The following is a 24,524-nucleotide window of genomic DNA, read 5'->3' as shown; positions in this document are numbered from 1 at the left end:
ATGAAAGAAATGTTAATTGACTGGTTTGTAGTGAATCTGGGAGGGAAAGTAGGGAAGGAATTTATTGTATTCCTGATTTCCATGGTTCCCATTCTGGAGCTCAGGGGCGGACTGATCGCTGCAGGCCCGGCGATTCTGGACGTGGCAAAATGGCAGGCCATACCAATCTGTATTATCGGAAACTTAATCCCCATACCCTTCATCCTTCTTCTGATCACAAAAATATTCGACTGGATGAAAGGCACCAAAAAATTGAAACCCATTGTAGATAAGCTGGAGGCAAAGGCACTAAGCAAGAGCGCCAATATAGAAAAATATGAGTTTTGGGGACTGGTTATTTTCGTGGGTATTCCGCTGCCGGGAACAGGGGCATGGACGGGATCTCTGATTGCGGCCCTGCTGGGGATACGGTTCAGGAAAGCTTTTCCGGCCATTGCCCTGGGAGTGCTCATCGCAGCCGCTATTATGACAATACTTTCTTATACGATTATCGGAGGGATATTCGCGTAAGGCAATGGATTTTATGGTGGGGCATAATAAACCCCGCAGCTTTATGATCTGTCGGGTTGCAGGCAGCGCCATAGTTTCTGGGGAGCTATGGCGCTGCCTGGCAGTTATTTGATTGTTTGCACCCGTACTTTTATATCCTCCTTTTCTTTGGGCGCGGGTTCCTCAACAATTCCGCCGAAAGGCATTTGCGCCACAAGGATATAGCTTTCTGGGATCTGGAATAACTCCCTGACTTTTGTGTTGATTACCGGGTTATAGTGCTGCAGGTTTGCGCCTATGCCCAGTTCACGGAGGGCGCCCCAAATATTAATCTGCAGCATTGCGCTGGCCTGATTGGCCCATACAGGGAAGTTGTCTGCATATTTTGGGAAAGAACCCTGCAGGTTTCTCACCACTGCCTCATCATAAAAATATAGCACAGTTCCGGCCCCATTTCTAAAACCTTGGATTTTTTCTATTGGGACTTTTCCCTCAAACACATCATAGACAGTATCCCAGAGAATGTCATGCTTTTCACCCAAAACAATCATGACTTGTGAGCTTTTCATATTAAATGCGTCCGGAACCAGTTCCGTGACTTTTTGTATGGTATTTATTACTGTATCCTCAGGGACTGGCAGTTCTTTATTGATGTTATAAATGCTTCTTCTTTTTTCTAATGTCTGGATGATACTCATGTTAAAACCTCCTTACATTTTAAAATTGATGTCCCCCTTGACAGCTATAGAGGGAGGGCCTTATGGTTTCTGTCTCTGTTTTGTTTTTTCCAAAGACAGTATAACTCTATAGGCCTGATATGTAAATATAGCAATATTTTTTACTTTGGAATACATTTTAAATATACTACAGAGAATATCCTATGATACTTATCCTAGATGAAAGCTTTTCTAAAAAAACCGTAAAATACCTATAATATGGAGTAAACCGTGATAAAATAAAGGATATATGCAGGGGGCCGTACCCGTTGACACAGCACTTGAAAATCCGTATAATAAAACAGAGGAAATAGAAGGGAAGTATATACATGCTTGCGAAGAATAACGAAGAGAAGAGAAATCAAATTTGGAGGGCCGTGATGGCAGTGACTACAGTGCTGATCATCATCATTGCGGCCTTTTTTCTGATAAAACTATTTACAGCCAATCCCCTGGAGGGGAGATGGAGCCATGAGGACAGCAGCATGGTGATTACAATCAAGAGCAGCGGGAAGGCTGTCCTGGAGTGGCCGGAGGAATTTGAAGGCGCAGGGGTTTCTGTGGCCTTGGAATATGGCATTGATAAGGAGACTAAGACCTTTACCCTGCGGGCCAGTGACGAGGCTATCATACAGGCTGCAGATGCCTCAGAGGGTGCGGTGACAGCCGATGGTTTAAGCTCGGCGGTGAATACACTGGAGGGGACATATGATTACAGCATTGAGCAGAAGAAGATGACTCTGACAGACAGGGAGTACGGCGACCAGATGGTATTCGACAAAAAGTAGAAAATATAGGATATAGACGGACAGGGAAGAAGTTTCCCTGTTTCTTCTATAAGTAGGGAATGTTTTGCCGGCAATTTTGTAAATACTGCTCTTTTCTAAAGTTTCTATGTATTTTTAGTATAGTGGCGGAGACACAGGCTGACAGACACCTACAGGCAGATGATTGAGAAAGGACGGGGCATGATGGGAATTCTGCGGGAGAAGACAAAGGAAGTGAAGATCGGGGACGTCACGATCGGGGGCAGCCATCCGGTTGCAATACAATCTATGACCAATACAAGGACAGAGGATGTAACTGCCACTGTGAGGCAGATACATATGCTGGAGGCCGCGGGATGTGAGGTGATCCGCTGTGCAGTGCCTTCTTTGGAGGGGGCCCTGGCGATCAGGGAAATAAAAAGGCAGATCCATATCCCGCTGGTTGCGGATATACATTTTGACTACCGGCTGGCCATAGCGGCCATGGAGAATGGGGCAGATAAGATCCGCATTAACCCGGGCAATATCGGGAGCAAAGAGAAAGTCCAGGCAGTGGTCTTTCAGGCGAAAGAGCGGGGGATTCCTATACGGGTGGGTGTCAACAGCGGATCTCTTGAAAAGCACCTGCTGGAAAAATATGGCGGCGTGACGGCGGAGGGTATTGTGGAGAGCGCCATGGACAAGGTGTCCATGATTGAACAAATGGGATATGATAACCTGGTGGTCAGCATCAAATCATCAGATGTGATGATGTGCGTAAAAGCCCATGAGCTGATTGCCAGAAAGTGCCCCTATCCTCTGCATGTAGGCATAACAGAGGCTGGGACTGTATATGCGGGGAATGTGAAATCCTCTGTGGGCCTGGGGATTATTCTGTATCAGGGAATCGGGAATACCATCCGGGTTTCCCTGACCGGGGATCCCCTGGAGGAGATTAAGACAGCGCGCCTGCTTCTCAAGACCCTGGGCCTTCGCCAGGGAGGCATTGAGGTGGTGTCCTGCCCTACATGTGGGAGAACCCAGATTAATCTTATAGAGCTTGCAAATAAGGTGGAGGATATGGTAGCAGATATTCCTCTGGATATTAAGGTGGCCGTCATGGGATGTGCGGTCAATGGCCCCGGGGAGGCTAAGGAGGCAGATATTGGAATTGCAGGAGGCGTGGGGGAGGGCCTCCTGATTAAAAAAGGCGAGATAGTAAAAAAGGTGAAGGAAGAAGAGCTTCTTGACACCTTGCGACAGGAGTTGTTGAATTGGAAAAAATAGGAAACCAGAGACTTTTTTTTGAAGTATTCCCCACATTAAAGGCCAGCGAAGAGATCAGGCTATTGTTTGGAGATGTAGAAGTTCAGAGAATAACTACAAACTCGGGCCGGGATTTTCTTAATGTACATATTTTCAGCAGGCATCTGATCCAGAAAAAACATATATGGCAGATGGAAGATCAAATTAGAGGGCAGCTCTTTGCAGATACACACATTAAAATCCATATAAAGGAGCAGTATGCCTTGTCAGAGCAGTATACGCCGGGTACTTTGATGATGGAGTACAGGGATAGTATTGTGATGGAATTGAAGCAGCACAGTATTCTGGCAGCCAATATGTTCGAGCAGGCCAAGATAGAGTTCGAGGGACGGGAAATTGTACATCTGCATCTGGAGGATTCCATAGTCTCCGAGGGGAGAAGAGAATACATTGTGGGACTTTTACAGGACATATTTCATAAAAGATTCCATATACAGGCGGACATCCGGGTGTCCTGCTGTGAGGCTAAGGAACACAAAGGCCGGGAATATGATGAACAGAGGATACAGCAGGAGATTAATGCCATCTTTGAGAGGAGAGCCAGGCACAGAGGGGAGAATCCGAAGGAGGAAACAGATATATCCAGAGAGGAGGCTAAGGATGCCCCTGATAAAAAGAAGAGCGGCATAAAGCTGAAGAAAGAGGCTCCGGATACCAAGAGAGGCACAGCCAGAAGGGGAGAATTCAAGAAAAAGGAGTTCTATAGGCCTCTCAAGCAGGGAGATGATCCGGGCCTGATTTATGGCAGGAGCTTTGAGGATGAACCCATTACACTGGATCAGGTGGCAGGTGAGATGGGGGAAATTACAATCCGCGGCAAGATTATTCATTTTGATACCCGGGAGATACGGGGGGAGAAGACAATTCTGATGTTTGCCGTGACAGATTTTACGGACACGATCACGGTCAAAATGTTTACAAGGAATGAACAGCTCCCTGAGCTTTTAGGAGAATTAAAAAAGGGGGCCTTTGTCAAGATTAAAGGTGTTACCACCATCGACAAGTTTGACGGTGAACTGACCATAGGTTCTGTGACAGGAATCAAAAAGAGCGGCGATTTTACTGTTTCCAGGCAGGATTTAAGTCCCATAAAGCGCGTGGAGCTGCACTGCCATACTAAAATGAGCGATATGGACGGCGTGTCTGAGGTGAAGGAGATTGTGAAGAGGGCCCACGACTGGGGACATCCGGCAATAGCCATAACGGACCATGGCGTGGTACAATCCTTTCCAGATGCAAACCACTATATTGAGACGTTAGATAAGGACGATCCTTTCAAAATCCTGTATGGTGTGGAAGGGTACATTGTGGATGACCTGACAGAGATAGCCGTGGGCGCCGGAGGGGAGAGCCTGGAGGGTACTTATATAGTATTCGACCTGGAGACCACCGGGTTTAGTGCCATCAAAGACAGGATTATAGAGATTGGGGCGGTGAAGGTGGTGGACGGTGAGATAACGGACCGATTCAGCACGTTTGTCAATCCAGGCATACCTATACCTTTTGAGATCACCCAGCTGACCAGTATCACAGATGAAATGGTGATTGGATCTCCAGGGATCGAAGTGGTTCTGCCCCAGTTTCTCGCCTTTGCTGGAGATGGGGTCCTAGTGGCCCACAATGCAGGATTTGATGTTGGGTTTATTGAGCAGAACTTAAGGAACCAAGGGCAGAAGCCGGAGTTTGTCTATGTAGATACAGTGGCCATGGCCCGGGTTCTTCTTCCCACATTATCAAAATATAAGTTAAATGTTGTGGCAAAGGCCCTGAATATTTCACTGGAGAACCACCACCGGGCGGTGGACGACGCGGCGGCCACTGCAGAAATTTTTGTGAAATTTGTCAATATGCTCAAGGAACAGAATATCCATACACTGAAGGAACTGAATGCTTTCGGCGACATGAATCCAAATGCAATACGCAAGATGCCCACATACCATGTGATTATTCTGATGAAGAATGATATCGGGCGGTATAATCTCTACCAGTTGATTTCCCAGTCCCATCTGACCTATTATGCCAGAAGGCCCAGGATCCCCAAAAGTGTGTTAAACCAATACAGAGAGGGACTGATTGTGGGGAGTGCATGCGAGGCGGGGGAACTTTACCAGGCAATCCTGGAAAGGAAGTCTGCTGAGTCTGTGGCACGTCTGGCCGCGTTCTATGATTATTATGAAATACAGCCTTTGGGGAACAACCGTTTTATGCTGGAGAGCGACCGTTTTTCCGATATTAATACAATAGAAGATTTGCAGAACATCAACAGGGAAATCGTAGAGCTGGGGGAAAAGTTTAAAAACCCGGTGGTGGCCACCTGTGACGTACATTTCCTGGATCCAGGGGATGAGGTCTACCGCCGTATTATCATGGCGGGAAAAGGGTTTGGGGACGCAGATGAGCAGGCGCCCCTCTATCTTAGGACTACAGAGGAGATGCTGGAGGAATTTGAGTATCTGGGATCTGCCAAGGCAAGGGAGATTGTCATTGAGAACCCAAACAAAATTGCCCATATGATTGAGAAGATTTCACCGATTAACCCAAACAAATGTCCGCCGGTTATCGAAAATTCAGAGCAGGATTTGCGGGATATCTGCTACAGCAAGGCCCACGAGATTTACGGGGAGAATTTGCCAGAGCCTGTGCAGACCAGGCTGGAGAGAGAGCTGACCTCCATTATATCAAACGGATATTCAGTGATGTATATTATTGCCCAAAAGCTCGTGTGGAAGTCCAATGAGGACGGATATCTGGTGGGTTCCAGGGGATCGGTAGGCTCTTCTTTTGTGGCCACCATGGCTGGGATTACGGAAGTCAACCCTTTAAGCCCACACTATTACTGCGGCAGCTGCCATTATAATGATTTTGACTCAGAGGAAGTCAGGGCGTATGCAGGGGGATGTGGTTTTGATATGCCGGATAAGTCCTGCCCGGTCTGCGGCGCACCGCTTGTAAAAGCTGGATTTGACATACCCTTTGAGACCTTCTTAGGCTTTAAAGGGGACAAGGAGCCGGATATTGACCTGAATTTTTCTGGCGATTATCAGGCAAAGGCCCACAAATACACAGAGGTTATTTTTGGGGACGGCCATACTTTTAAGGCAGGGACAATCGGCACCCTGGCTGATAAGACTGCCTTTGGTTATGTACGGAACTACTATGAAGAGCGGGGACAGAGGAAGCGGAAATGTGAGATTGACCGCATCACAGTAGGCTGTACAGGGATACGCAGGAGTACTGGTCAGCACCCGGGGGGGATTGTGGTACTGCCCCACGGCCATGATATTAACGAGTTTACGCCCATCCAGCATCCTGCCAACGATATGGCCACAGACATTGTGACAACCCATTTTGATTACCACTCTATTGACCATAACCTGCTGAAGCTGGATATACTGGGGCATGATGATCCTACTATGATACGTACCCTGGAAGAATATATTACTTCAGACGCCATGGAGAATGAATTTAACGAAGAAAACCCCTTTGTGGCAACTGAGATTCCTCTGGATGATGAAAAGGTATTGTCGCTGTTCCACGACACCAGCGCCCTGGGAATCAAGCCAGAAGATATAGACGGCTGTAAGCTGGGCTGTATGGGCATACCTGAATTTGGCACAGATTTTGTCATCCAGATGGTACAGGATGCCAAGCCTCAGTCACTGTCTGACTTGATCCGTATCTCCGGCCTGTCCCACGGGACAAATGTATGGCTGGGGAATGCACAGGAGCTTGTGAAGTCAGGAAAGGCAACTATTTCCACCTGTATCTGTACCCGGGATGACATTATGATTTACCTGATCAATCAGGGGGTGGACAGCGCCCTGTCCTTTACGATTATGGAAAGCGTGCGTAAGGGCAAGGGGTTAAAGCCGGAGTGGGAGGAGGCCATGAAGGAAAAGAACGTTCCAGACTGGTATATCTGGTCCTGCAAGCAGATCAGTTATATGTTCCCCAAGGCACATGCGGCGGCGTATGTTATGATGGCCTACCGTATTGCGTACTGCAAGATCAACTATCCTCTGGCATATTACGGGGCATACTTCGGTATCCGTGCAAACGCCTTTTCTTACGAGATCATGTGCCAGGGCAAGGAAAAATTAAATTATTATATCCGGGAATATAAGAAAAAAGGGGATGCCCTGAGTAATAAAGAGCAGGATGTCATGAAGGATATGAAGATTGTGCAGGAAATGTATGCCAGAGGCTATGAATTTCTTCCCCTGGATATTTACCGGGCCAAGGCCGCCAGGTTCCAGATTATAGACGGCAAGCTCATGCCTCCCCTTTCCAGTATAGAAGGGATGGGGGAGAAGGCGGCGGAGGCTGTGGAGGAGGCGGCTAAGGACGGACCATATCTGTCCTTGGATGATTTCAGGCAGCGCACAAAGGTCAGCAAGACAGTGATTGATTTTATGGCGGACCTGGGACTTTTCGGAAATCTTCCCCAGAGCAACCAGCTCTCCTTGTTTGATTTGTAGGATACAGATTCAGGGCAGGCTGCAAGGCTTTACAGGACAGCAAAATGGTGCATAAAGCCGGCAAAAACAGATAAAATGAATAATAATAAAATACCTAACAGTATAGGGAGGAAAAGAGAGATGTACGATTTTGTAGAGATTAGGAATGCAGATCCAGAAATAGCAGATGTAATCCAGGACGAGCTGGAAAGACAAAACTCACATATAGAGCTGATTGCCTCTGAAAACTGGGTGAGCAAGGCTGTCATGGCTGCCATGGGAAGTCCCCTCACAAATAAATATGCAGAAGGATATCCCCATAAAAGATACTATGGCGGCTGCCAGTATGTGGACGTGGCAGAGGATCTGGCTATTGGCAGGGCGAGGGAATTGTTCAAGTGTGAATATGTCAATGTACAGCCCCACTCAGGCGCACAGGCCAACATGGCAGTTATGTTTGCCATGCTTGAACCTGGTGATAAGGTCATGGGGATGAACCTGGACCATGGCGGGCACCTGACTCATGGATCACCAGTGAATATGTCCGGAAAGTATTTTGATTTTGCGGCATATGGAGTCAATGACGACGGTGTGATTGACTATGGGCGGGTTCTGGAGATTGCTAAGGAACATAAGCCAAAGCTGATCATCGCAGGCGCAAGCGCCTATGCCAGAACCATTGATTTCAAGAAATTCAGGGAGATCGCAGACCAGGTGGGAGCCTATTTGATGGCAGATATGGCCCATATTGCGGGACTGGTAGCTGCGGGACTGCATCCCAGCCCTATTCCCTATGCCCATGTGACAACTACAACAACCCATAAGACATTGAGGGGCCCCAGGGGAGGCATGATTCTGAGCAGCAATGAGGTAAATGAGAAATTTAATTTTAACAAGGCCATTTTCCCGGGTATCCAGGGAGGCCCTCTGATGCATGTCATTGCCGCAAAGGCGGTCTGCTTTAAGGAGGCGCTTCAGCCTGAGTTTAAAGCATACCAGGAGAAGGTAGTCAGCAATGCCCAGGCTTTGAGCAAAGGACTAAAGGAGCGGGGGATGAAGATAGTTTCCGGGGGTACGGACAACCATCTCATGCTTGTAGATCTGACCGGCAATGATATCAGCGGCAAGGAGCTGGAGAAGCGCCTCGACGATGCCCATGTGACCTGCAATAAAAATACCATCCCTAATGACCCCCGTTCTCCCTTTGTTACAAGCGGAGTAAGGCTTGGGACCCCTGCTGTGACCACCCGCGGCATGGGGGCAGAGGAGATGGATAAGATTGCGGGGATTATTGCAGCAGTGACAGAGAGCGAAGCAAATGTGGCAGCGGCAAGGGAGTCCGTGTCTGAGCTGACAGAGAAGTATCCTCTGTAGATTTTAGTAAGTGAATACGAGGCCGATACAGTCAGCCGGGCCCCTAAGGGCACGGCTGCCGTACAGGGTGCATAAAAGAGCAAGTGAGAAAGGGATGGCCTGTCACTTGCTTTTTCAAAGAACATGTCCAGGCTCTAGATGGCAGGCCTTAAATTTACTACTTTAATTCGGGAAAGTAATATGTTATACTTATTGAACATTAGTAGTTCCATGAGCATATCCAAAAGGACATCCCGCAATGTATGTCTTTACGGAGAGTACTTATGTGGGCAGCGAATGATATGACGAAGGAGGAATTAAAATGATTTGGGCAAAAGAGGAGACACTGCCTAGAGCTGAGATTGAGAAAATTCAGTTGGAACGGCTGAAGGAGACGGTATCTTATATTTATGAGCGTGTCGGGCCTTACCGCCAGAAGATGGATGAAGCTTCTGTGAAGCCGGCGGACATCTTAAGCCTGGAGGATTTGGGAAAGATGCCGTTTACATATAAAGCAGATTTCAGGGATCATTATCCTGACGGCCTGTTTGCGGTTGACAAGAAGGATTTGGTCAGATACCATGCCAGCTCAGGTACAACTGGAAAGCCTACGGTAGTTGGATATACAGCCCATGACCTGGATGTATGGCTCAATAATGTGGCCAGGATAGCCTGTATGGGAGGAGCCACGCCTGAGGATGTGGCACAGGTTTCTTTTGGCTACGGTACCTTTACAGGGGCCCTTGGCCTTCACGGAGGCTTGGAGAAGCTGGGCGCATCTGTAATCCCTATGTCCTCGGGAAACACAAATAAGCAGATTATGTTTATGGAAGATATGGGGGTGACTCTTCTGGTGGCCACCCCTTCCTACGCGCTTCATTTAGGCGAAGTGCTCCGCGAGAGGGGAATTGACCCATCCAGGGATTTGCAGATACATATCGGATTATTCGGAGGAGAAGGAATGACCGAACCTATGCGCAGGGAGATGCACAGAGTCTGGGGGGAGCAGTTTGTCTGTACTCAAAACTACGGCATGAGCGAACTGTGTGGCCCCGGGGTTTCGGGGGAATGTACAGAACTGTGCGGCATGCATGTGAATGAGGACTGGTTTATCCCTGAGATTATTGACCCGGAGACGGAGGAAGTGCTGCCTCCGGGGGAGACAGGGGAGCTGGTCATTACCTGCCTTGGGAAGGAAGCGCTTCCCCTGGTGAGGTACCGGACCGGAGATTTAACAAAGCTGATGTATGAACCTTGTAAATGTGGGCGTACAACTGTCCGTATGGCAAATCTGTCAGGACGGGCGGACGATATGCTGGTGATCCGGGGCGTGAATGTATTTCCGGGGCAGATAGAGGAAGTCTTGTTTAAGATAGAGGAGATTGGCCCGCACTACGAGATCCTTGTGGAGAGAAAGAGCAGGCTGGATGTTATGACCATCACAGTGGAATTGATTGACGACAGGCTTTTGGACAGCTACGCTAAATTAAGCGAGTTGGAGAAACGCATTAAAGCGTCGCTGAAGTCACAGCTGGGTCTGGCCACAAACATCAGGCTGGTTGCGCCTAATTCTCTGCAGCGGTTTGAGGGCAAGGCGAAGAGAGTCACAGATTTACGAAAGGATGGTTTATAAAATATGGCAGAAAAAGTAATTATGCTGGGGAATGAGGCGATTGCCAGAGGGGCCTATGAGGCCGGGGTAAAGGTTTCCTCTGCATATCCGGGAACGCCAAGCACCGAAATCAGTGAATATCTGGTGCAGTATAAGGATGATGTATATGAGGAATGGGCGCCCAATGAAAAGGTGGCGGCAGAGGTTGCCGTGGGAGCCAGTATTGCAGGGGTGCGCGCAATGGCTTGTATGAAGCATGTGGGACTGAATGTAGCTGCAGACCCTCTTTATTCTGTTTCCTACATGGGAGTCAGCGGCGGACTTGTATTTGTGGTGGCTGACGACCCGGGACTGTACAGCTCCCAGAATGAGCAGGACACCAGGATGGTTGCCAGGGCAGCCCAGATTCCCGTCATTGAGCCATCTGACAGTGCAGAGGCAAAAGAACTTTTTAAGGTGGCTTTCGAACTCAGCGAGCAGTTTGACCGCCCCTTTATCTTCAGGACAACTACCAGGCTGGCCCATTCCCAGGGACTGGTTGAGTTGTGCCCCCGCACAGAGGTGGAAGATAAGCCTTATGAAAAGAATATACGTAAAAATGTTATGATGCCTGGCAATGCGAAAATCCGCCATATTGAGATTGAGAAACAGAACCTGGAGTTAGCCGGGGCAGCAGACACAATGGAAATTAATAAGGTAGAGATGAATGATACCAGGATCGGCGTAATTACCAGTGGGATCCCGTATCAGTATGTAAAAGAGGCGCTTCCAGAAGCCTCCGTGCTAAAGCTTGGTATGGTAAATCCCCTGCCCAGGAAACTGATCGAAGAATTTGCATCAAAGGTGGATACTCTGTATATAGTAGAAGAGCTGGATCCAGTCATTGAGGAGCAGGTAAAGTCCTGGGGCATACAGGCAGTGGGAAAAGAGATTTTTACTGTCCAGGGGGAGTACAGCGCCAATATGCTCAGAACCGCCATATTAAAAGAAAAACCATATGATAAAACTGCTGCCGAGGCGCCCCAGCGCCCCCCTATTCTATGTCCAGGATGTCCCCACCGCAGCGTGTACCATGTGCTGAACAAGCTGAAAATGCATGCAGCAGGCGACATAGGCTGTTATACTTTAGGCGCGGTTGCCCCCCTCAGTGTGGTAGACACAACTATGTGCATGGGTTCCAGTATTTCTACACTGCATGGGATGGAGAAAGCAAGGGGCAGGGAGTATATCAAGAACTGGGTTGCCGTGATTGGGGATTCTACATTTTTACATACAGGTGTAAATTCACTGATGAATATGGTATATAACCATGCATCAGGGACAGTACTGATTTTGGATAATTCTACTACCGGGATGACGGGGCATCAGGATCATGCAGCCACAGGAAAAACACTGCAGGGCGAGGACACATATGCCATTGACATACCCGGCCTGTGCCGTGCCATGGGCGTTAAAAATGTAATCCAGGTCAATGCGTTTAATATTGGCAGGCTTGAGAAGGTAATTAAGGAGGAGAACGCAAAGGAGGAGGTTTCCGTCATTATCACGCAATCCCCCTGTGTGCTGCTGGACAAATCTAAAAAACCTCTCTATATTGCCCGCGAAGATAAGTGTAAGAAGTGCGGCATGTGTATGAAGCCTGGATGTCCTGCCATGACTAAGAACGAGGATGGGACTATCCATATCGATGACACAATGTGCACTGGCTGCGGCCTCTGTGAGACTTTGTGTAAATTTGGTGCAATAGAACTGGCAAAGGCGGGTGAATAAAGATGGCGACAAAAAATATTATGATTGTAGGAGTGGGGGGCCAGGGAACCCTGCTCACCAGTAGAATTTTGGGAGGACTTACGATTGACGGGGGGTATGACGTGAAACTCTCCGAGGTACATGGAATGGCCCAGAGGGGCGGAAGCGTAGTTACATTTGTGCGCTACGGTGAGAAGGTGGCAGAACCCATTGTGGAAGAGGGACAGGCGGACGTGATTATTGCCTTTGAAAGGCTGGAGGCCCTGCGCTACGCCCATTTTCTGAAAAAAGACGGGGTGCTCATTGTCAATGACTGGCGGATTGATCCCATGCCGGTCGTAATTGGGGCTGCGCAATACCCAGAGAATATTCTTGGCAAGCTGGAGAAAGAATATAAGGTTTATAAAGTAAATGCCACAGAAGAGTCCAGAAAACTGGGGAATCCCAAGGTTTTTAATTTGATCGTCCTGGGGATTGCCGCACAGCATATGGATTTTACAAGAGAGCAGTGGTACAAGGTAATTGAAAAGACCGTACCTCCAAAGACAGTTGAGATTAACAAAAAAGCATTTGATGTGGGATACACATTATAGCCGGGGCAGGTGAGAATATGATTAAACAGTTATCAGTATTTGTAGAGAACAGGCCTGGAAGCCTGAAACAAGTCACATCGGCGCTGACCGAGGCGCACGTAAATATCCGGGCGGTGGCTTCCTTTGACACGCCGGAATTTGGTATTTTACGCCTGGTGGTAGATAAGGCTGAAGAGGCGAAAGCCTACCTCACAGGCAGGGGATTTGTCGTCAGGATCCACGAGGTAATCGGCGCAGAGTTAAAAGATGAAAAAGGGAATCTGAACCAAATGCTTTCTATCCTTGCTGACGGAGGGATTAACATAAACTATATATATTCTTTTGTTATCCGTGAGGGCAGGGCACCGGTTATGGTATTTAATACGGATGATTATGAGAAAGCGGCGGATGTCCTTAAAAGGGCGGATGTAAAGATTGTAGAAGAAGCGGATTTATAAGTCTTAAACAAGATTAAAAATGGATAAAAAAGATAAGGAGCAGGGAAAATGGCGGCAGTATCATTAGAAAACTGGGTGGAAAGAATCTATGACCCCAAGATAGAATGTATGAGCAGTGACGAGATGGCCCAGCTGCAGGGCAGGCGCCTTCAGGACGTGGTGTACAGGGTATATCACAATGTAGATTTTTACCACAAAAAAATGAAGGATTTGGGCGTAGAGCCTGGAGATATCAAAAGCATTGAAGACATAGACAAGCTTCCTTTTACTACAAAGGAAGATCTTCGGGACAACTATCCATTCGGCCTTCTGGCAATACCCAAGAAAGAGGTTGTCCGGGTGCAGGGGACATCCGGCACTACAGGGAAACTGACACTGGCCTCTTATTCACAGAAGGATGTAGATGTATGGGGGGAGTGCGTGGCCCGGTGCTTATCCATGGCGGGGCTGACTGAGGAGGATATTCTGCATGTCTGCTATGGGTATGGGCTCTTTACCGGGGGCATGGGCCTGGATTTCGGTGCAAAGGCTTTGGGGGCAATGGCAATCCCTATGTCTGCCGGGAACACGAAACGACAGATGATGTGTATGGAAGATTTCGGAGCAACAGCTTTTGCATGTACCCCATCTTATGCCCTCCATCTTGCAGAATCTATGCAGGAAGCAGGCGTCGTAGAGCGGCTGAAAATCAAAGCGGGCATCCATGGTGCGGAGCCATGGACAGAAGAGATGCGCAAAAAGATAGAAAGTATCCTGAATATCAACTGTTTTGACATTTACGGACTATGTGAGATTACCGGCCCTGGCGTTGCGCAGGACTGTATCTACCATGAGGGACTTCATATCAATGTGGATTACTTCTATCCAGAAGTACTGAACCCAGCCACCCATGCGGCCTGTGAGGATGGGGAGACAGGGGAACTTGTATTCACTACGCTGGCCAAAGAGGCCATGCCTCTTATACGTTACCGTACAAAAGACCTGACCAGCATTGACCACAGTACATGTAAATGTGGAAGGACCACTCCTAGAATTTCCAAGTTTACCGGACGTACAGATGATATGAAGGTGATCCGCGGAGTCAATGTATTCCCGACTCAGGTTGAGACTGCCCTTCTTGGCATGGGAGGTGCAGTGGCTCCTCATTATCTTATGATCGTGGACAGGGAGGACAATATGGATGTACTGACAGTCATGGTTGAAGTCGATGAAAGTATGTTCTCCGATGAAATCCGGAAGCTGGATGCCCTGAAGAATAAGATTAGTGCTGTTCTGAAGCAGGCATTGGGAGTTTCGGCCCGTGTGAAGCTGGTGGAGCCAAAGACAATTCAGAGAAGTGAAGGAAAGGCAGTGCGTGTCATCGACAAGCGTAATCTGCAGTAGAGGAGGTAAGTGCTATGAGTATTACAATTCAACAGTTATCAGTGTTTCTCGAAAACAGAGAGGGCCGTCTGGACGAGGTACTTTCTGTTCTTGCCGGCAATGATGTAAATATTGTGGCCTTAAGCCTGGCAGATACGTCAGACTATGGAATGCTCCGCATGATTGTATCAGATCCCAATAAAGGCAGGAAAGTCCTCAAAGAAAATGGGATTACGGCAATGCTGACAGATGTGGTGGCACTGCGGGTGCCCCATGCTACAGGCTCACTGAGCAGGGCAATGCATCAGATCGTGGAGGGAGAGGTCAACATAGAATATATGTATGCCTTTGCCAATGGCGGCGACGCATCTGCTGTACTAAAGACGGATGACCCGGCGCGGGTCGTAGATATATTAAGAGGCAGCGGCTTTGATGTGTGGGAGGCAGCCGAGGCATACGTGTCCAATATCAGCCAATAGGATGCCAGCCTGCCGGTAAAAGTAAAGCGAAAAAAGAGAACGGAAAACCCGTTCTCTTTCTTTTAATCTCATTTTTCTGTATTACTTTTAAATATTAAATCCATTCTTAATTTATATATTAAAAGGTACATTTAAAATTCTGATTAAAGTTTTACTACGTTAGTTGCCTGTGGACCTTTAGAGCCTTCTGTCACATCGAACTCCACAGCCTGGCCTTCTTCTAAAGATTTGAATCCATCCATAACCAAGCCTGAATAGTGTACGAATACATCGTTTCCTTCTGAATCAGAGATGAATCCATAACCCTTTTGGTTGTTAAACCATTTTACTGTACCTGTCATTGTGTTACCCTCCATAAATAAAAATAAATAATAATAAAGTAGACGTATTGCATCTTCTATTAGAACAATACTCAGTTAGCGTAGCATATTTAACAATGAAAGTCAATGCGTTTATGAAAAGTTTCGTAATTTTATACAAAATTGTCGGTTTATGAAAGAATAAAAATAAAAGTAGTAGTTATTACTAAAAGAAAGATTGTAATTTTTGCATTTTTTGTTTACAATGAAGGGGCAAGAAAAACGATGATCCGGAGGCAGGCGTGCAATGCCTTGGGCCTGCAAAGGGAAAAGTATTGAAAAAGCAGCCGATGGGATGGCCGGGAGGCTTGATAGTTCAGGATAATAATCCCGCAGTTATGCCGTCCCTTTGTGGATAAAGGAGCAGAGTAGTCTATGAAAATGTCAACGAAAGGGAAATACGCTCTGGAAATTGCCGTGGACCTGGCTTTATACTCGTCAGATACAGGGCAGTTGGAGAGCCTGAAAAATATAGCTGAGAGACGGGGGTTATCTGAGAAATATCTGGAACGTATCATAAAAGCCTTGAAGCAGAAGGGAATTGTAAGAAGTGTCAGGGGGGCCCGGGGAGGCTACGCCCTGGCAAAACCACCGGAGCAGATCCGGGTAAGGGAAGTATTTAATGCTGTAGAGGGCCAGCTGGCTCCTGTGCAGTGCCTTACTAAAGAAACTGATTGTGGGATATCCTGTGATCTGTGCCCTACAAGGAATACCTGGGGAATGATGTGGTATATTATAACAGATGCCGCTGACAAGGTAACAGTAGCTGATATTGTAGAAAAAGTACGCAGAAACAAATAGTGACAGGCCCCTATGCCAGCAATCGCATAGGGGCCTGATTAAATTTGGCTGGTTTTTTAAGTTAAGCAGATCTTCTCCCGGATATGTTATATGGGTATCTGCCTATCCCTGCATATCAGCCTCAAATCTTTTAATGTTTTCCACCCTTCCAATCACTACGATGATGTCGTTTAAACTGAAGCGGTAAGAGGGCGATACCTCTATATCTGTAGAATGCCCCCTCTCGATGGCAATAATATTCAGTCCATATTGCTGACGGATATTGATTTCCTGTACGCTGACTCCGACCATATCTGGAGTGGCAGGGAGCTGTTGGATTTCCACTTCATTATCTAATGAAATGTAATCCAAAAAATTATGGGATACAAGTCTCTTTCCAAGGCGCAGGGCCATATCCCTTTCGGGATATACGACTTCTGCGCCGATCTTTTCAAGTACAGCCCCTTGATCACCGCTGAGCGCCTTAGCTATGACGTTAGGCACGCCAAGGCTCACCACATGTAAAGTGGTCAGGATGCTTGTATCGATTTTTTCTCCAATGCAGATAATGACTGTATCGCAATTCTGTATGCCAATTTCTTCTAAAGTTTCTTTTGTCAGATTGTCTGCCACATAAGCATATTCCGTATACTGGCGCAATTCTCTGACCTTTTCTTCATTACAGTCTACAACAATGACCTCTTTTCCAGACTGTGCCAGGCTCAATGCCAGGGCAGTTCCGAAACGGCCAAGGCCGATTACCCCAAAAGAAGCTGATTTTGTATTTTTCATTAGTTTTCTCCTTTAACCGATTGTTATGGACTCTTCGATATACCGGGCATTTGGCGCCGGGCGGCACACCCACATGGAGGCCAGGGTAAAGGCCCCCAGCCTTCCGATAAACATGATTAGGACCAGGGCCAGCTTACTTATATCCCTGAGCTCCGGGGTAATGCCGGTAGAAAGGCCTACTGTACCGAAGGCAGAGGTTACTTCAAATAAAATCTGAATAAATGTACATTGTGGCTCTAGTATACAAAGACCTAGCGTCCCCGCACATACAACCAGCAGAGAAAGCAAGGTGATGTGATAGGCCTTTGCGATCCCCTCAGCCGGAATACTGCGGTGGAACGCACTGTAGTGCTTCTTGGCCATAAGGCTCTTTACAGACTGAACCAGGGCGAAAAAGGTACTGGTCTTAATGCCGCCGCCTGTGGACCCGGGTGATGCCCCGATAAACATTAAAAGGACAAGGATAAAAAGTCCTGCATTGGTAAACTCACCTATGGGGTAAGTAGAAAATCCTGCTGTCCGCGCTGATACACTCTGGAAAAAAGCGCCCAGCCACGAAATATCCTCAGTTGCCTTAAGCAGAAGGGTTCCCATAATCAATAAAGCTGTACTCGTGGTAATTACTACCTTTGAATGCAGGCTGAGTTTTTTAAATGAGCGGTTTTTGAGTATATCAAGAATGACCAGAAAGCCTAAGCCTCCGAAAATTATGAGCACACTGGTTGTCAGGTTAAGCAGCACATCATTTTGATAGGGGATTAGGTTCTGCATACCGCCTAAAATATCAAAACCGGAGTTATTAAAGGCTGCTATGGAGTGGAAAATACTGATACCCAATGCTGCCGGAGGGGGATAGTCCCGGGCAAATACAATAAAACTAAGGATTGCCCCGCCCAGCTCGAAACAAAGCGTCATGAGTAAAACGGACTTTACCAGGCGGATCATACCCTTTGACGTATTTACATTCAGTGCCTCCCTCACTAGAAGCCGGCCTTTCATGCCTACCCGTTTGCCTGTGGCTAAAATAAAGGCTACGCCAACTGAGGTCACGCCAAGGCCTCCTATCTGAATCAGCAGTGCCACCACGGCCCGGCCAAAGACTGTGAAATGGTCGGCTGTATCTATGGCAATCAGGCCCGTGACACACACTGCGCTGGTAGATGTAAAAAGTGCGTCTGTAAAACTGACCTCCACCCCTGGGTTTATAGAAACGGGTAAGAGCAGCAAAAAGGTGCCAAGCAGTATGACACAGGCAAACCCCAGAGTAATCAGCCGCCCTGGGGGTTGTTTTTTTAGTAACTGAAACAGCCTAATCATAACCCCTCCACCTTCTGGCATATAGATCTGCCTGCTTTCACAGGGAAATGGCACACCATAACTGCAGAAAAGCGCAGGGTGTGCCGGACATCATGATCATTCATCACATCTTTATATGTACAAAGGGCAAAGCCGTTTGTGTGATTGTACATGGCTGGGAGTATCTCCTTTCATTTTAATATTACCTCCTGCATGATATCCCCTATCATGGCCCAAAGGCGCCTTTTGGTGAGAAACCCGTCCGTCTGCATAGGACATTTGTTAAGAGGGCCTTGGGAGGATAAATTATTGGGTATTATAAGAGATATTCTCGTTTAATGCAAGCAGGTTTCTGTGAATTTAGCGGAATCTTTATTTATTTCTCTGTCATTCAAAGTCTATTTAATAAAATAATATAGAAAACTAAAAATGTGGAATAATATTTAAATATTTTCCTATGTGTGTTTTGAAACAAAAATCTGTGTCATTATGAAAATAATGTGACAGTATTTCGCCAAAAAGAAGTGACACACTAAAGTTGGCACGACTCTTGCTGTTATATATGGGCAGTAAGATAAATACAAAAGTAGAAAGGGGGAATGAAGGTGGCAAAAAGAATTGTATTTCTGGCCAGTTACGCCACAGATTATACAGGCGTGTGCGCACATCTTCCCAGGGAAGGAGAGACAGTAACCGGAGATTACTTTAAAATTGGGCCGGGCGGAAAGGGAAGCAACCAGGCAGTTTGCGCCCACCGTCTTGGCGCAGATGTAGATCTAATCGTAAAGATTGGCCGTGATATGTCAGGGGACTATGCAAAAAGATTCTATGAGCAGGAACAGATACGTACAGATTACCTGATTGTAGATGAGGCCGTATCTTCCGGCGTGGCGCTGATTGCCGTGGATAGGGAAACAAAACAGAATCAAATACTGATTATGCCGGGCGCCTGTAAGACATTCAACAGCCAGGATATTGAAAAAGCCAGAAGTGTTATTCAAGAGGGTGATATTTTTATGGGACAATTTGAGGTGAATCTGGATGGGTTGGAGAAGGCCATGGATATCGCAAGAAAGGCCGGGAATATGATCATGATCAACCCAGCCCCGGCACAGAAGGTGTCTGATGAATTTTTGTCTAAAATCGATATAATTACACCCAATGAGACAGAGACGGAAATATTAACTGGAATCCATATAGATAGCATAGAAAATGGGCGCAGGGCCGCTGCAGTATTCCACAAGGCCGGCATCCCATATGTTGTCATTACTATGGGAGACAAGGGGGTTTTCGCAAGCTGCCGTGGAAATGACAAATTTATTCCTGCATATGACGTAGAAGCTGTAGACACTACTGGGGCAGGGGATGCCTTTAATGGAGCACTGGCAGCTGCTCTGTCAAGAGACGTAAAATTTATGGAAGCGGTCATATATGCAAACCGGGCGGCTTCTATTGCAGTCCAGCGTTTTGGATCTGGACCGTCTATGCCATATAAGGCAGACATGCAGTAGAAAGGAGAGACTATAGAATTCTTTTAAAAGTGTGGGCTTTAAAACAGATTTTAGATGAGAAGGATCATATAAAAATAGAAGGGAGGGAGAGAGATGATAGGCATTGTTGTTGTCACACATGGTGATTTCGGAAAGGAACTATTAAAAAGCACTGAGATGATTATGGGAGATATAGAGAAAATTAAAGCATTATCACTGTATTCAGGTGACAGTCTGGATACCTTAAGGGAACAAGTCACAAATGAGATCCAGAGCATTGATGAAGGGGATGGTGTGCTGGTGCTGGTAGATTTATTTGGAGGAAGTCCCTGCAATGCAGCGGCAGTGAATGTACGGGAGGATAATGTGGAATGTGTGGCAGGGCTGAGTATGCCAATGCTGATAAAAGCAGTGGAAGCGAGAATGAGCATGCCGCTGAAAGAGCTGCCAAAAGAATGTATGGAGTACGTACAGGAAAGTGCAGTCAATGTAAAGGCGTGCTATACATCCTAGAAAGAGAAAGACAGGAGGGAAAAAGAATGGGAAACTGTGTACTTGCAAGGGTAGATTTCCGTCTGATACATGGACAGGTTATTACAAAATGGGTAAAAAAGACATGTGCTGAAAAGATTATTATTGTAGATGAGGATTTGGCCAGAGATGACTTTATGGGCATGATTTATGCCAATGCGGCGCCTAAAGGGATGAGTGTCACGATTGATACGGTCCTGGGAGCGGCAGAAAAATGGAAGATGGATGAGTATGGAGATGGAAAAATAATGGTTCTGTTCAAAAATGTATCCACCTGCTATGAGGCCATTAAACAAGGAATGTGCATAGAGAAAGTCCAGCTGGGGGGCGCCCCCAATGAGCCAGGCAAAAAGAAAGTTACAAATGAAATATTCTTAAGTGGTGATGAAGTGAAGAACTTAAAGGAGCTTCATGATGCGGGAATAGAGATTTATATCCAGGCGGTTCCGGAAAAACCAGTGGCTGGATATGAAGAGATTATCAAAAGAGCAGGTTAAAGGAGGGATGGCTTTATGACATTTATATTGGCAACTGTAGCAGGATTGTGGTTCTGGCTTGCCAGGACAGAGTTTGGATATCAGTGGATACACCCATTTAAACAGCCGTTGGTTATAGGCTTGGGGTTTGGCATTATTACGGGAGATATTGCATCCGCTATGATAGTGGGCGCTTCATTAGAAATGATTTATATAGGAATTATTTCTCCAGGCTCCAATATTCCTACGGATGAAACACTTGCAGGTACTGTGGCAATCCCGATAGCGCTTTTAAGCGGCATGGATGCACAGACAGCGGTCACCCTGGCCATTCCTGTAGGTATTCTGGGAGTGATTCTGGAGACAGTGCGCAAGAATATCCAGATTGTCTTGGTACATAAGGCGGATAAATATGCAGAGCAGGCAAACATCAGGGGAATAGAGCGGTGTGCGGTACTCTGGCCGCTGCCTATTGGGTTTGTGCTGAGGTTTATCCCTGTTTTTGCGGCTGTTTACTTTGGCACTGATTTTATTCAGGCAGTACTGGATTCCATCCCAGAATTTGTTTCAAGCGGATTGAGTGTTGCAGGGGGCCTGCTGCCAGCTCTGGGTTTTGCAATTACAATTAATGTAATTGGAAAAAAGGTGCTGATCCCATTTTTCATAATTGGTTATTTCCTGGTACAGTACTTAGGATTAAATGTTATGGCATGTGCTATTTTCGGCATCTGTATTGCACTGTTAATAACTATGCTGAAACGTGAAAGTGCCAAAGAGTGTTAAAGGAGGGAATGCTATGAGTGAGGAATTAAAAAATGTAAATGTAGATGCAGAAAATGTAGAAGCCAATAAACTTGAGGATGCTCCCCTCCTTACAAAAAAGGATATTAGGAAATCCCTGCACCGCTGGATATTTGCCTGTGAGGCATCCAATAATTATGAGCGTATGCAGTCCCTGGCATTTTGCTATAGTATGATCCCATGCCTGAAGAAATTGTACAAGGATAAAGAGCAGTTAAGTAATGCCCTGAAACGGCACCTGAACTTCTTTAACAGCCAGGCTATATGGAGTTCCCCAATCCAAGGCATGGTTCTTTCTATGGAAGAGGAGATGGCTAAAACCGGCGCAGTATCGGAGGGTGCCATTACTGGTATTAAGACCGGGCTTATGGGGCCTTTAGCGGGAATAGGCGATACTATTGACTGGGGAACACTGAGATTGATTATTTATTCGGTTGCAGTGACTTTTGCAGCAGAGGGAAGCGCATTGGGGGCAATTATCCCATTTGTTTTTCCTATTATTACATATTTCGTGATTGCAAAACCCCTTTGGTTTTTGGGATACAGGCTGGGCCGGTCCTCTGTGGCAAATATACTGGAATCAGGCTGGCTTAAAGATCTAATCTTTGGATCTAGTATTCTGGGAATGTTTATGATGGGCGCTTTGAGCGGAAGTTATGTAACGCTGGCAACACCGGCAAGTTTTACAATCGGTGAATCTTCTTTTGTCATACAGGAGATTTTGGACAGTATTGCACCGGGACTGCTTCCACTGCTGGCTGTATTCCTTATTTATTACATAATTAAGAATAAGACACAAAAATATGGAAGGATTTCACTTGTTATTATTGCATTGGCGATTATATTATCGCTGATTGGGATTGTATAGGAGGAAGTACTGTGGACAATTTTGAATTCATACTGCCGACAAAATTTTATTTTGGTAAAGATGAGGATAAACGTGTCGGGGAAATTTGTAAAAGCCATGGCGCGACTAAAATTATGATTATTCATTACGGGGATTTTGTAAAGGAAACCGGATTATTCGGACGGATAGCAGATTCCATAACTAACGCGGGGATTTCCTGGGTTGAGATAGACGGCGTCCGCCCGAATCCACGAGTGGACCTAGTTAGAAAATGTATTACACAGGCCAGAGATGAAGGGGTCGATTTCCTGCTTGCCATTGGCGGCGGAAGTGTGATTGATACAGCAAAGGCAACGGGGGTTGGCATGAATTATGATGGGGATGTATGGGATTTATATGAAGGAACAGGAGACGCCAGTAAAATGACCCCGGTGGGTGTTGTGCTGACAATTCCAGCATCAGGGAGTGAGTCCAGCGACGGATCTGTAATTATGAATCAGGAGACACACAGTAAACGCGGCTACGGCAGGGAGTTTATGCGCCCGGCATTTGCTGTTATGAATCCAGAACTCACGTATACACTGCCTCCATTCCAGACAGCGGCAGGGGGGTTTGACATTATGGCCCATGTGATGGAAAGATATTTTACAAAAACTAAACATTGTGATGTGACAGACGAATTGTGCGAGGGAGTTTTGAGGGCCATGGTGAAGAACATACCTGTAGTTATGAAAGAACCCCAGAACTACGAGGCCAGGGCCGAGATTATGTGGGCCGGATCCATGGCCCACAGCGGACTTCTGGGAGTAGGGCGTAAGGAGGATTGGGGAAGCCATGAGCTGGGGCATGCGCTGAGCGCTTTCTATGATATAAACCATGGAGCTACATTGTCGATCATATTTCCGGCGTGGATGCATTATGTATATAAGCTTTGCCCCCAAAAATTTGCTCAGTTTGCAGAGCGTGTGTGGAATGTAGAGAAGAGTGAGGATAACGAATGGATGGCGTTGGAGGGGATCAAAAGGATGAAAGAATTCTGCAGGGGCCTGGGACTTCCGGTGCGCTTTGAGGATGCAGGAATCCCCCCGGATAAGATTGAGGAAATGGCTGGGCATTGTACGCTCAACGACACAGTGGCGGCAGGGGGAATAAAAAAACTATATAAGCAGGACTGTATCAATATTTATAGAGGAGCATTATAACAAAACAGTAAGGAAGGTAGAAACAATGGAAAAAACAAAAATGAGATTCTCATGCCTGGTAAAGAAAGGGGTTTCCGAGATAAGGGAACGCCCACTAGAAGAGATGAAGGAGGATCAGGTACTGGTAAAGCAGCTTGCCTGCAATATCTGTACTACAGATGTAGGACGGATTTTGCGGACATTCAAAATAAAAAAGAATGTGGAGGTAACAGACAATGGCAAAATCATTATTTGAGGAACTGGGCGGCAAATACGAAAGGCAAGGGGATTATTTGATACCGTGCTTAACTGTACCCGCCGAAGAAGAACAGGCAATAGGCATCTGGGGGCAACGGCATTTAGATTATCTAAAACAGTACCGTAAAGTTACATACACCAATCTTCTTACAAGCGGCAGGCTAAACGCCTACCTTGCCGACATCAACAGACAGGCACAGGAACGCTTTGAAAGGCTCATAGAGGGTATGAAACAGGCACAGGGCATAACGGAACAGCTAAAGGCAGAAAACGCCTTAGAATGGACAGGATGCCTCAATAACATAAGGGCTTGTGCGAGGGAGATTGTGGAAAAGGAAATTATTTTTGCATAAACAGATGATTAGTGGCAGGGGGAAATCCTGCCGCTTTTTCT

General features: G+C 46.6%; 25 protein-coding genes. 20 read left to right on the top strand and 5 right to left on the bottom strand.

The genetic code is table 11. From position 1 onward, the window contains the following. Entirely contained in the window at positions 1-510 is a 510-nt protein-coding gene (locus EFA47_RS09680; RefSeq protein ID WP_122643079.1) for a COG2426 family protein, read from the top strand. 104 nt (positions 511-614) lie between these two features. Here the strand turns inward: EFA47_RS09680 and EFA47_RS09675 are convergent, their stop codons facing one another. Continuing rightward, positions 615-1,187: a nitroreductase family protein gene (locus EFA47_RS09675; RefSeq protein ID WP_122643078.1), complete on the bottom strand. Its 573-nt coding sequence runs from the start codon at positions 1,185-1,187 to the stop codon at positions 615-617. A 347-nt stretch (positions 1,188-1,534) separates the two neighbouring features. Between EFA47_RS09675 and EFA47_RS09670 the strand changes: the two genes are divergently transcribed. The 10 genes from EFA47_RS09670 to EFA47_RS09625 all read left to right on the top strand — a co-directional run bounded on the left by EFA47_RS09670 (position 1,535) and on the right by EFA47_RS09625 (position 15,319). Next, positions 1,535-1,993 (top strand): hypothetical protein, encoded by a 459-nt coding sequence (locus tag EFA47_RS09670; protein WP_122643077.1) that lies wholly within the window; start codon positions 1,535-1,537, stop codon positions 1,991-1,993. A 189-nt stretch (positions 1,994-2,182) separates the two neighbouring features. Then, on the top strand, positions 2,183-3,238 hold the full coding sequence (gene ispG / locus EFA47_RS09665; protein WP_122644489.1) for a flavodoxin-dependent (E)-4-hydroxy-3-methylbut-2-enyl-diphosphate synthase: 1,056 nt from the start codon (positions 2,183-2,185) through the stop codon (positions 3,236-3,238). Then, a complete protein-coding gene (locus tag EFA47_RS09660; RefSeq protein WP_122643076.1) occupies positions 3,226-7,755 on the top strand; it encodes a PolC-type DNA polymerase III in 4,530 nt (1,509 codons plus the stop codon). Before ispG ends, EFA47_RS09660 begins: the two co-directional genes overlap by 13 nt. Positions 7,756-7,875: 120 nt before the next feature. Further along, positions 7,876-9,108 (top strand): serine hydroxymethyltransferase, encoded by a 1,233-nt coding sequence (gene glyA / locus EFA47_RS09655; protein WP_122643075.1) that lies wholly within the window; start codon positions 7,876-7,878, stop codon positions 9,106-9,108. A 301-nt stretch (positions 9,109-9,409) separates the two neighbouring features. Further along, positions 9,410-10,720, top strand: coding sequence for a phenylacetate--CoA ligase family protein (locus EFA47_RS09650; RefSeq protein ID WP_122643074.1), 1,311 nt, complete (start codon positions 9,410-9,412; stop codon positions 10,718-10,720). A 3-nt stretch (positions 10,721-10,723) separates the two neighbouring features. Further along, positions 10,724-12,469 carry an indolepyruvate ferredoxin oxidoreductase subunit alpha gene (gene iorA / locus EFA47_RS09645; RefSeq protein ID WP_122643073.1) on the top strand — a complete coding sequence of 582 codons (1,746 nt, stop codon included), beginning with the start codon at positions 10,724-10,726 and terminating at the stop codon, positions 12,467-12,469. Positions 12,470-12,471: 2 nt separating this feature from the next. Continuing rightward, positions 12,472-13,041 (top strand): indolepyruvate oxidoreductase subunit beta, encoded by a 570-nt coding sequence (locus tag EFA47_RS09640; RefSeq protein WP_122643072.1) that lies wholly within the window; start codon positions 12,472-12,474, stop codon positions 13,039-13,041. A gap of 17 nt (positions 13,042-13,058) precedes the next feature. Beyond that, positions 13,059-13,478, top strand: coding sequence for an ACT domain-containing protein (locus EFA47_RS09635; protein WP_122643071.1), 420 nt, complete (start codon positions 13,059-13,061; stop codon positions 13,476-13,478). A 48-nt stretch (positions 13,479-13,526) separates the two neighbouring features. Beyond that, positions 13,527-14,861, top strand: coding sequence for a phenylacetate--CoA ligase family protein (locus EFA47_RS09630; protein ID WP_122643070.1), 1,335 nt, complete (start codon positions 13,527-13,529; stop codon positions 14,859-14,861). Between the two features lie 14 nt (positions 14,862-14,875). After that, the gene (locus tag EFA47_RS09625) at positions 14,876-15,319 is read left to right on the top strand and encodes an amino acid-binding protein (RefSeq protein WP_122643069.1); all 444 of its coding nucleotides are present in this window, start codon (positions 14,876-14,878) and stop codon (positions 15,317-15,319) included. A gap of 143 nt (positions 15,320-15,462) precedes the next feature. Here the strand turns inward: EFA47_RS09625 and EFA47_RS09620 are convergent, their stop codons facing one another. After that, complete coding sequence (locus EFA47_RS09620) at positions 15,463-15,660, bottom strand: cold-shock protein (protein ID WP_122643068.1); 198 nt, start codon at positions 15,658-15,660, stop codon at positions 15,463-15,465. A gap of 393 nt (positions 15,661-16,053) precedes the next feature. On the opposite strand from EFA47_RS09620, the gene EFA47_RS09615 reads away from it, so the two are divergent. After that, entirely contained in the window at positions 16,054-16,479 is a 426-nt protein-coding gene (locus tag EFA47_RS09615; RefSeq protein ID WP_122643067.1) for an RrF2 family transcriptional regulator, read from the top strand. A 102-nt stretch (positions 16,480-16,581) separates the two neighbouring features. On the opposite strand, the gene EFA47_RS09610 is transcribed toward EFA47_RS09615, so the two are convergent. From EFA47_RS09610 to EFA47_RS19875, 3 genes are read right to left on the bottom strand one after another with little or no spacing between them, the layout of a single operon-like run. Then, complete coding sequence (locus EFA47_RS09610) at positions 16,582-17,250, bottom strand: potassium channel family protein (protein WP_122643066.1); 669 nt, start codon at positions 17,248-17,250, stop codon at positions 16,582-16,584. A gap of 12 nt (positions 17,251-17,262) precedes the next feature. Beyond that, on the bottom strand, positions 17,263-18,567 hold the full coding sequence (locus EFA47_RS09605; protein ID WP_122643065.1) for a TrkH family potassium uptake protein: 1,305 nt from the start codon (positions 18,565-18,567) through the stop codon (positions 17,263-17,265). Continuing rightward, a complete protein-coding gene (locus EFA47_RS19875; protein ID WP_164689969.1) occupies positions 18,564-18,719 on the bottom strand; it encodes a hypothetical protein in 156 nt (51 codons plus the stop codon). Before EFA47_RS19875 ends, EFA47_RS09605 begins: the two co-directional genes overlap by 4 nt. A gap of 432 nt (positions 18,720-19,151) precedes the next feature. Here EFA47_RS19875 and rbsK point away from each other — a divergent pair, with 432 nt between their 5' ends. The 8 genes from rbsK to EFA47_RS09565 all read left to right on the top strand — a co-directional run bounded on the left by rbsK (position 19,152) and on the right by EFA47_RS09565 (position 24,483). Further along, positions 19,152-20,057 carry a ribokinase gene (rbsK, locus tag EFA47_RS09600; RefSeq protein ID WP_164689968.1) on the top strand — a complete coding sequence of 302 codons (906 nt, stop codon included), beginning with the start codon at positions 19,152-19,154 and terminating at the stop codon, positions 20,055-20,057. A gap of 93 nt (positions 20,058-20,150) precedes the next feature. Beyond that, positions 20,151-20,549, top strand: a complete 399-nt coding sequence (locus tag EFA47_RS09595) for a PTS sugar transporter subunit IIA (protein ID WP_122643063.1) — start codon at positions 20,151-20,153, stop codon at positions 20,547-20,549. 26 nt (positions 20,550-20,575) lie between these two features. Continuing rightward, the gene (locus EFA47_RS09590; RefSeq protein ID WP_122643062.1) at positions 20,576-21,064 is read left to right on the top strand and encodes a PTS sugar transporter subunit IIB; all 489 of its coding nucleotides are present in this window, start codon (positions 20,576-20,578) and stop codon (positions 21,062-21,064) included. Between the two features lie 15 nt (positions 21,065-21,079). Beyond that, positions 21,080-21,826: a PTS mannose/fructose/sorbose/N-acetylgalactosamine transporter subunit IIC gene (locus tag EFA47_RS09585; RefSeq protein ID WP_122643061.1), complete on the top strand. Its 747-nt coding sequence runs from the start codon at positions 21,080-21,082 to the stop codon at positions 21,824-21,826. 13 nt (positions 21,827-21,839) lie between these two features. Next, the gene (locus EFA47_RS09580; RefSeq protein WP_122643060.1) at positions 21,840-22,712 is read left to right on the top strand and encodes a PTS system mannose/fructose/sorbose family transporter subunit IID; all 873 of its coding nucleotides are present in this window, start codon (positions 21,840-21,842) and stop codon (positions 22,710-22,712) included. An 11-nt stretch (positions 22,713-22,723) separates the two neighbouring features. Next, entirely contained in the window at positions 22,724-23,893 is a 1,170-nt protein-coding gene (locus EFA47_RS09575) for an iron-containing alcohol dehydrogenase (RefSeq protein ID WP_122643059.1), read from the top strand. A 25-nt stretch (positions 23,894-23,918) separates the two neighbouring features. Further along, positions 23,919-24,128, top strand: coding sequence for a hypothetical protein (locus EFA47_RS09570; protein WP_122643058.1), 210 nt, complete (start codon positions 23,919-23,921; stop codon positions 24,126-24,128). Then, positions 24,109-24,483 (top strand): TnpV protein, encoded by a 375-nt coding sequence (locus tag EFA47_RS09565; RefSeq protein ID WP_001129922.1) that lies wholly within the window; start codon positions 24,109-24,111, stop codon positions 24,481-24,483. The genes EFA47_RS09570 and EFA47_RS09565 overlap by 20 nt, the downstream gene beginning before the upstream one ends. The last annotated feature ends 41 nt before the right edge of the window (positions 24,484-24,524 follow it).

The organism is Luxibacter massiliensis (assembly GCF_900604355.1).
Taxonomy (GTDB): Bacteria; Bacillota; Clostridia; order Lachnospirales; family Lachnospiraceae; genus Luxibacter; species Luxibacter massiliensis.
This window is presented reverse-complemented; position numbering and strand designations above follow the sequence as displayed.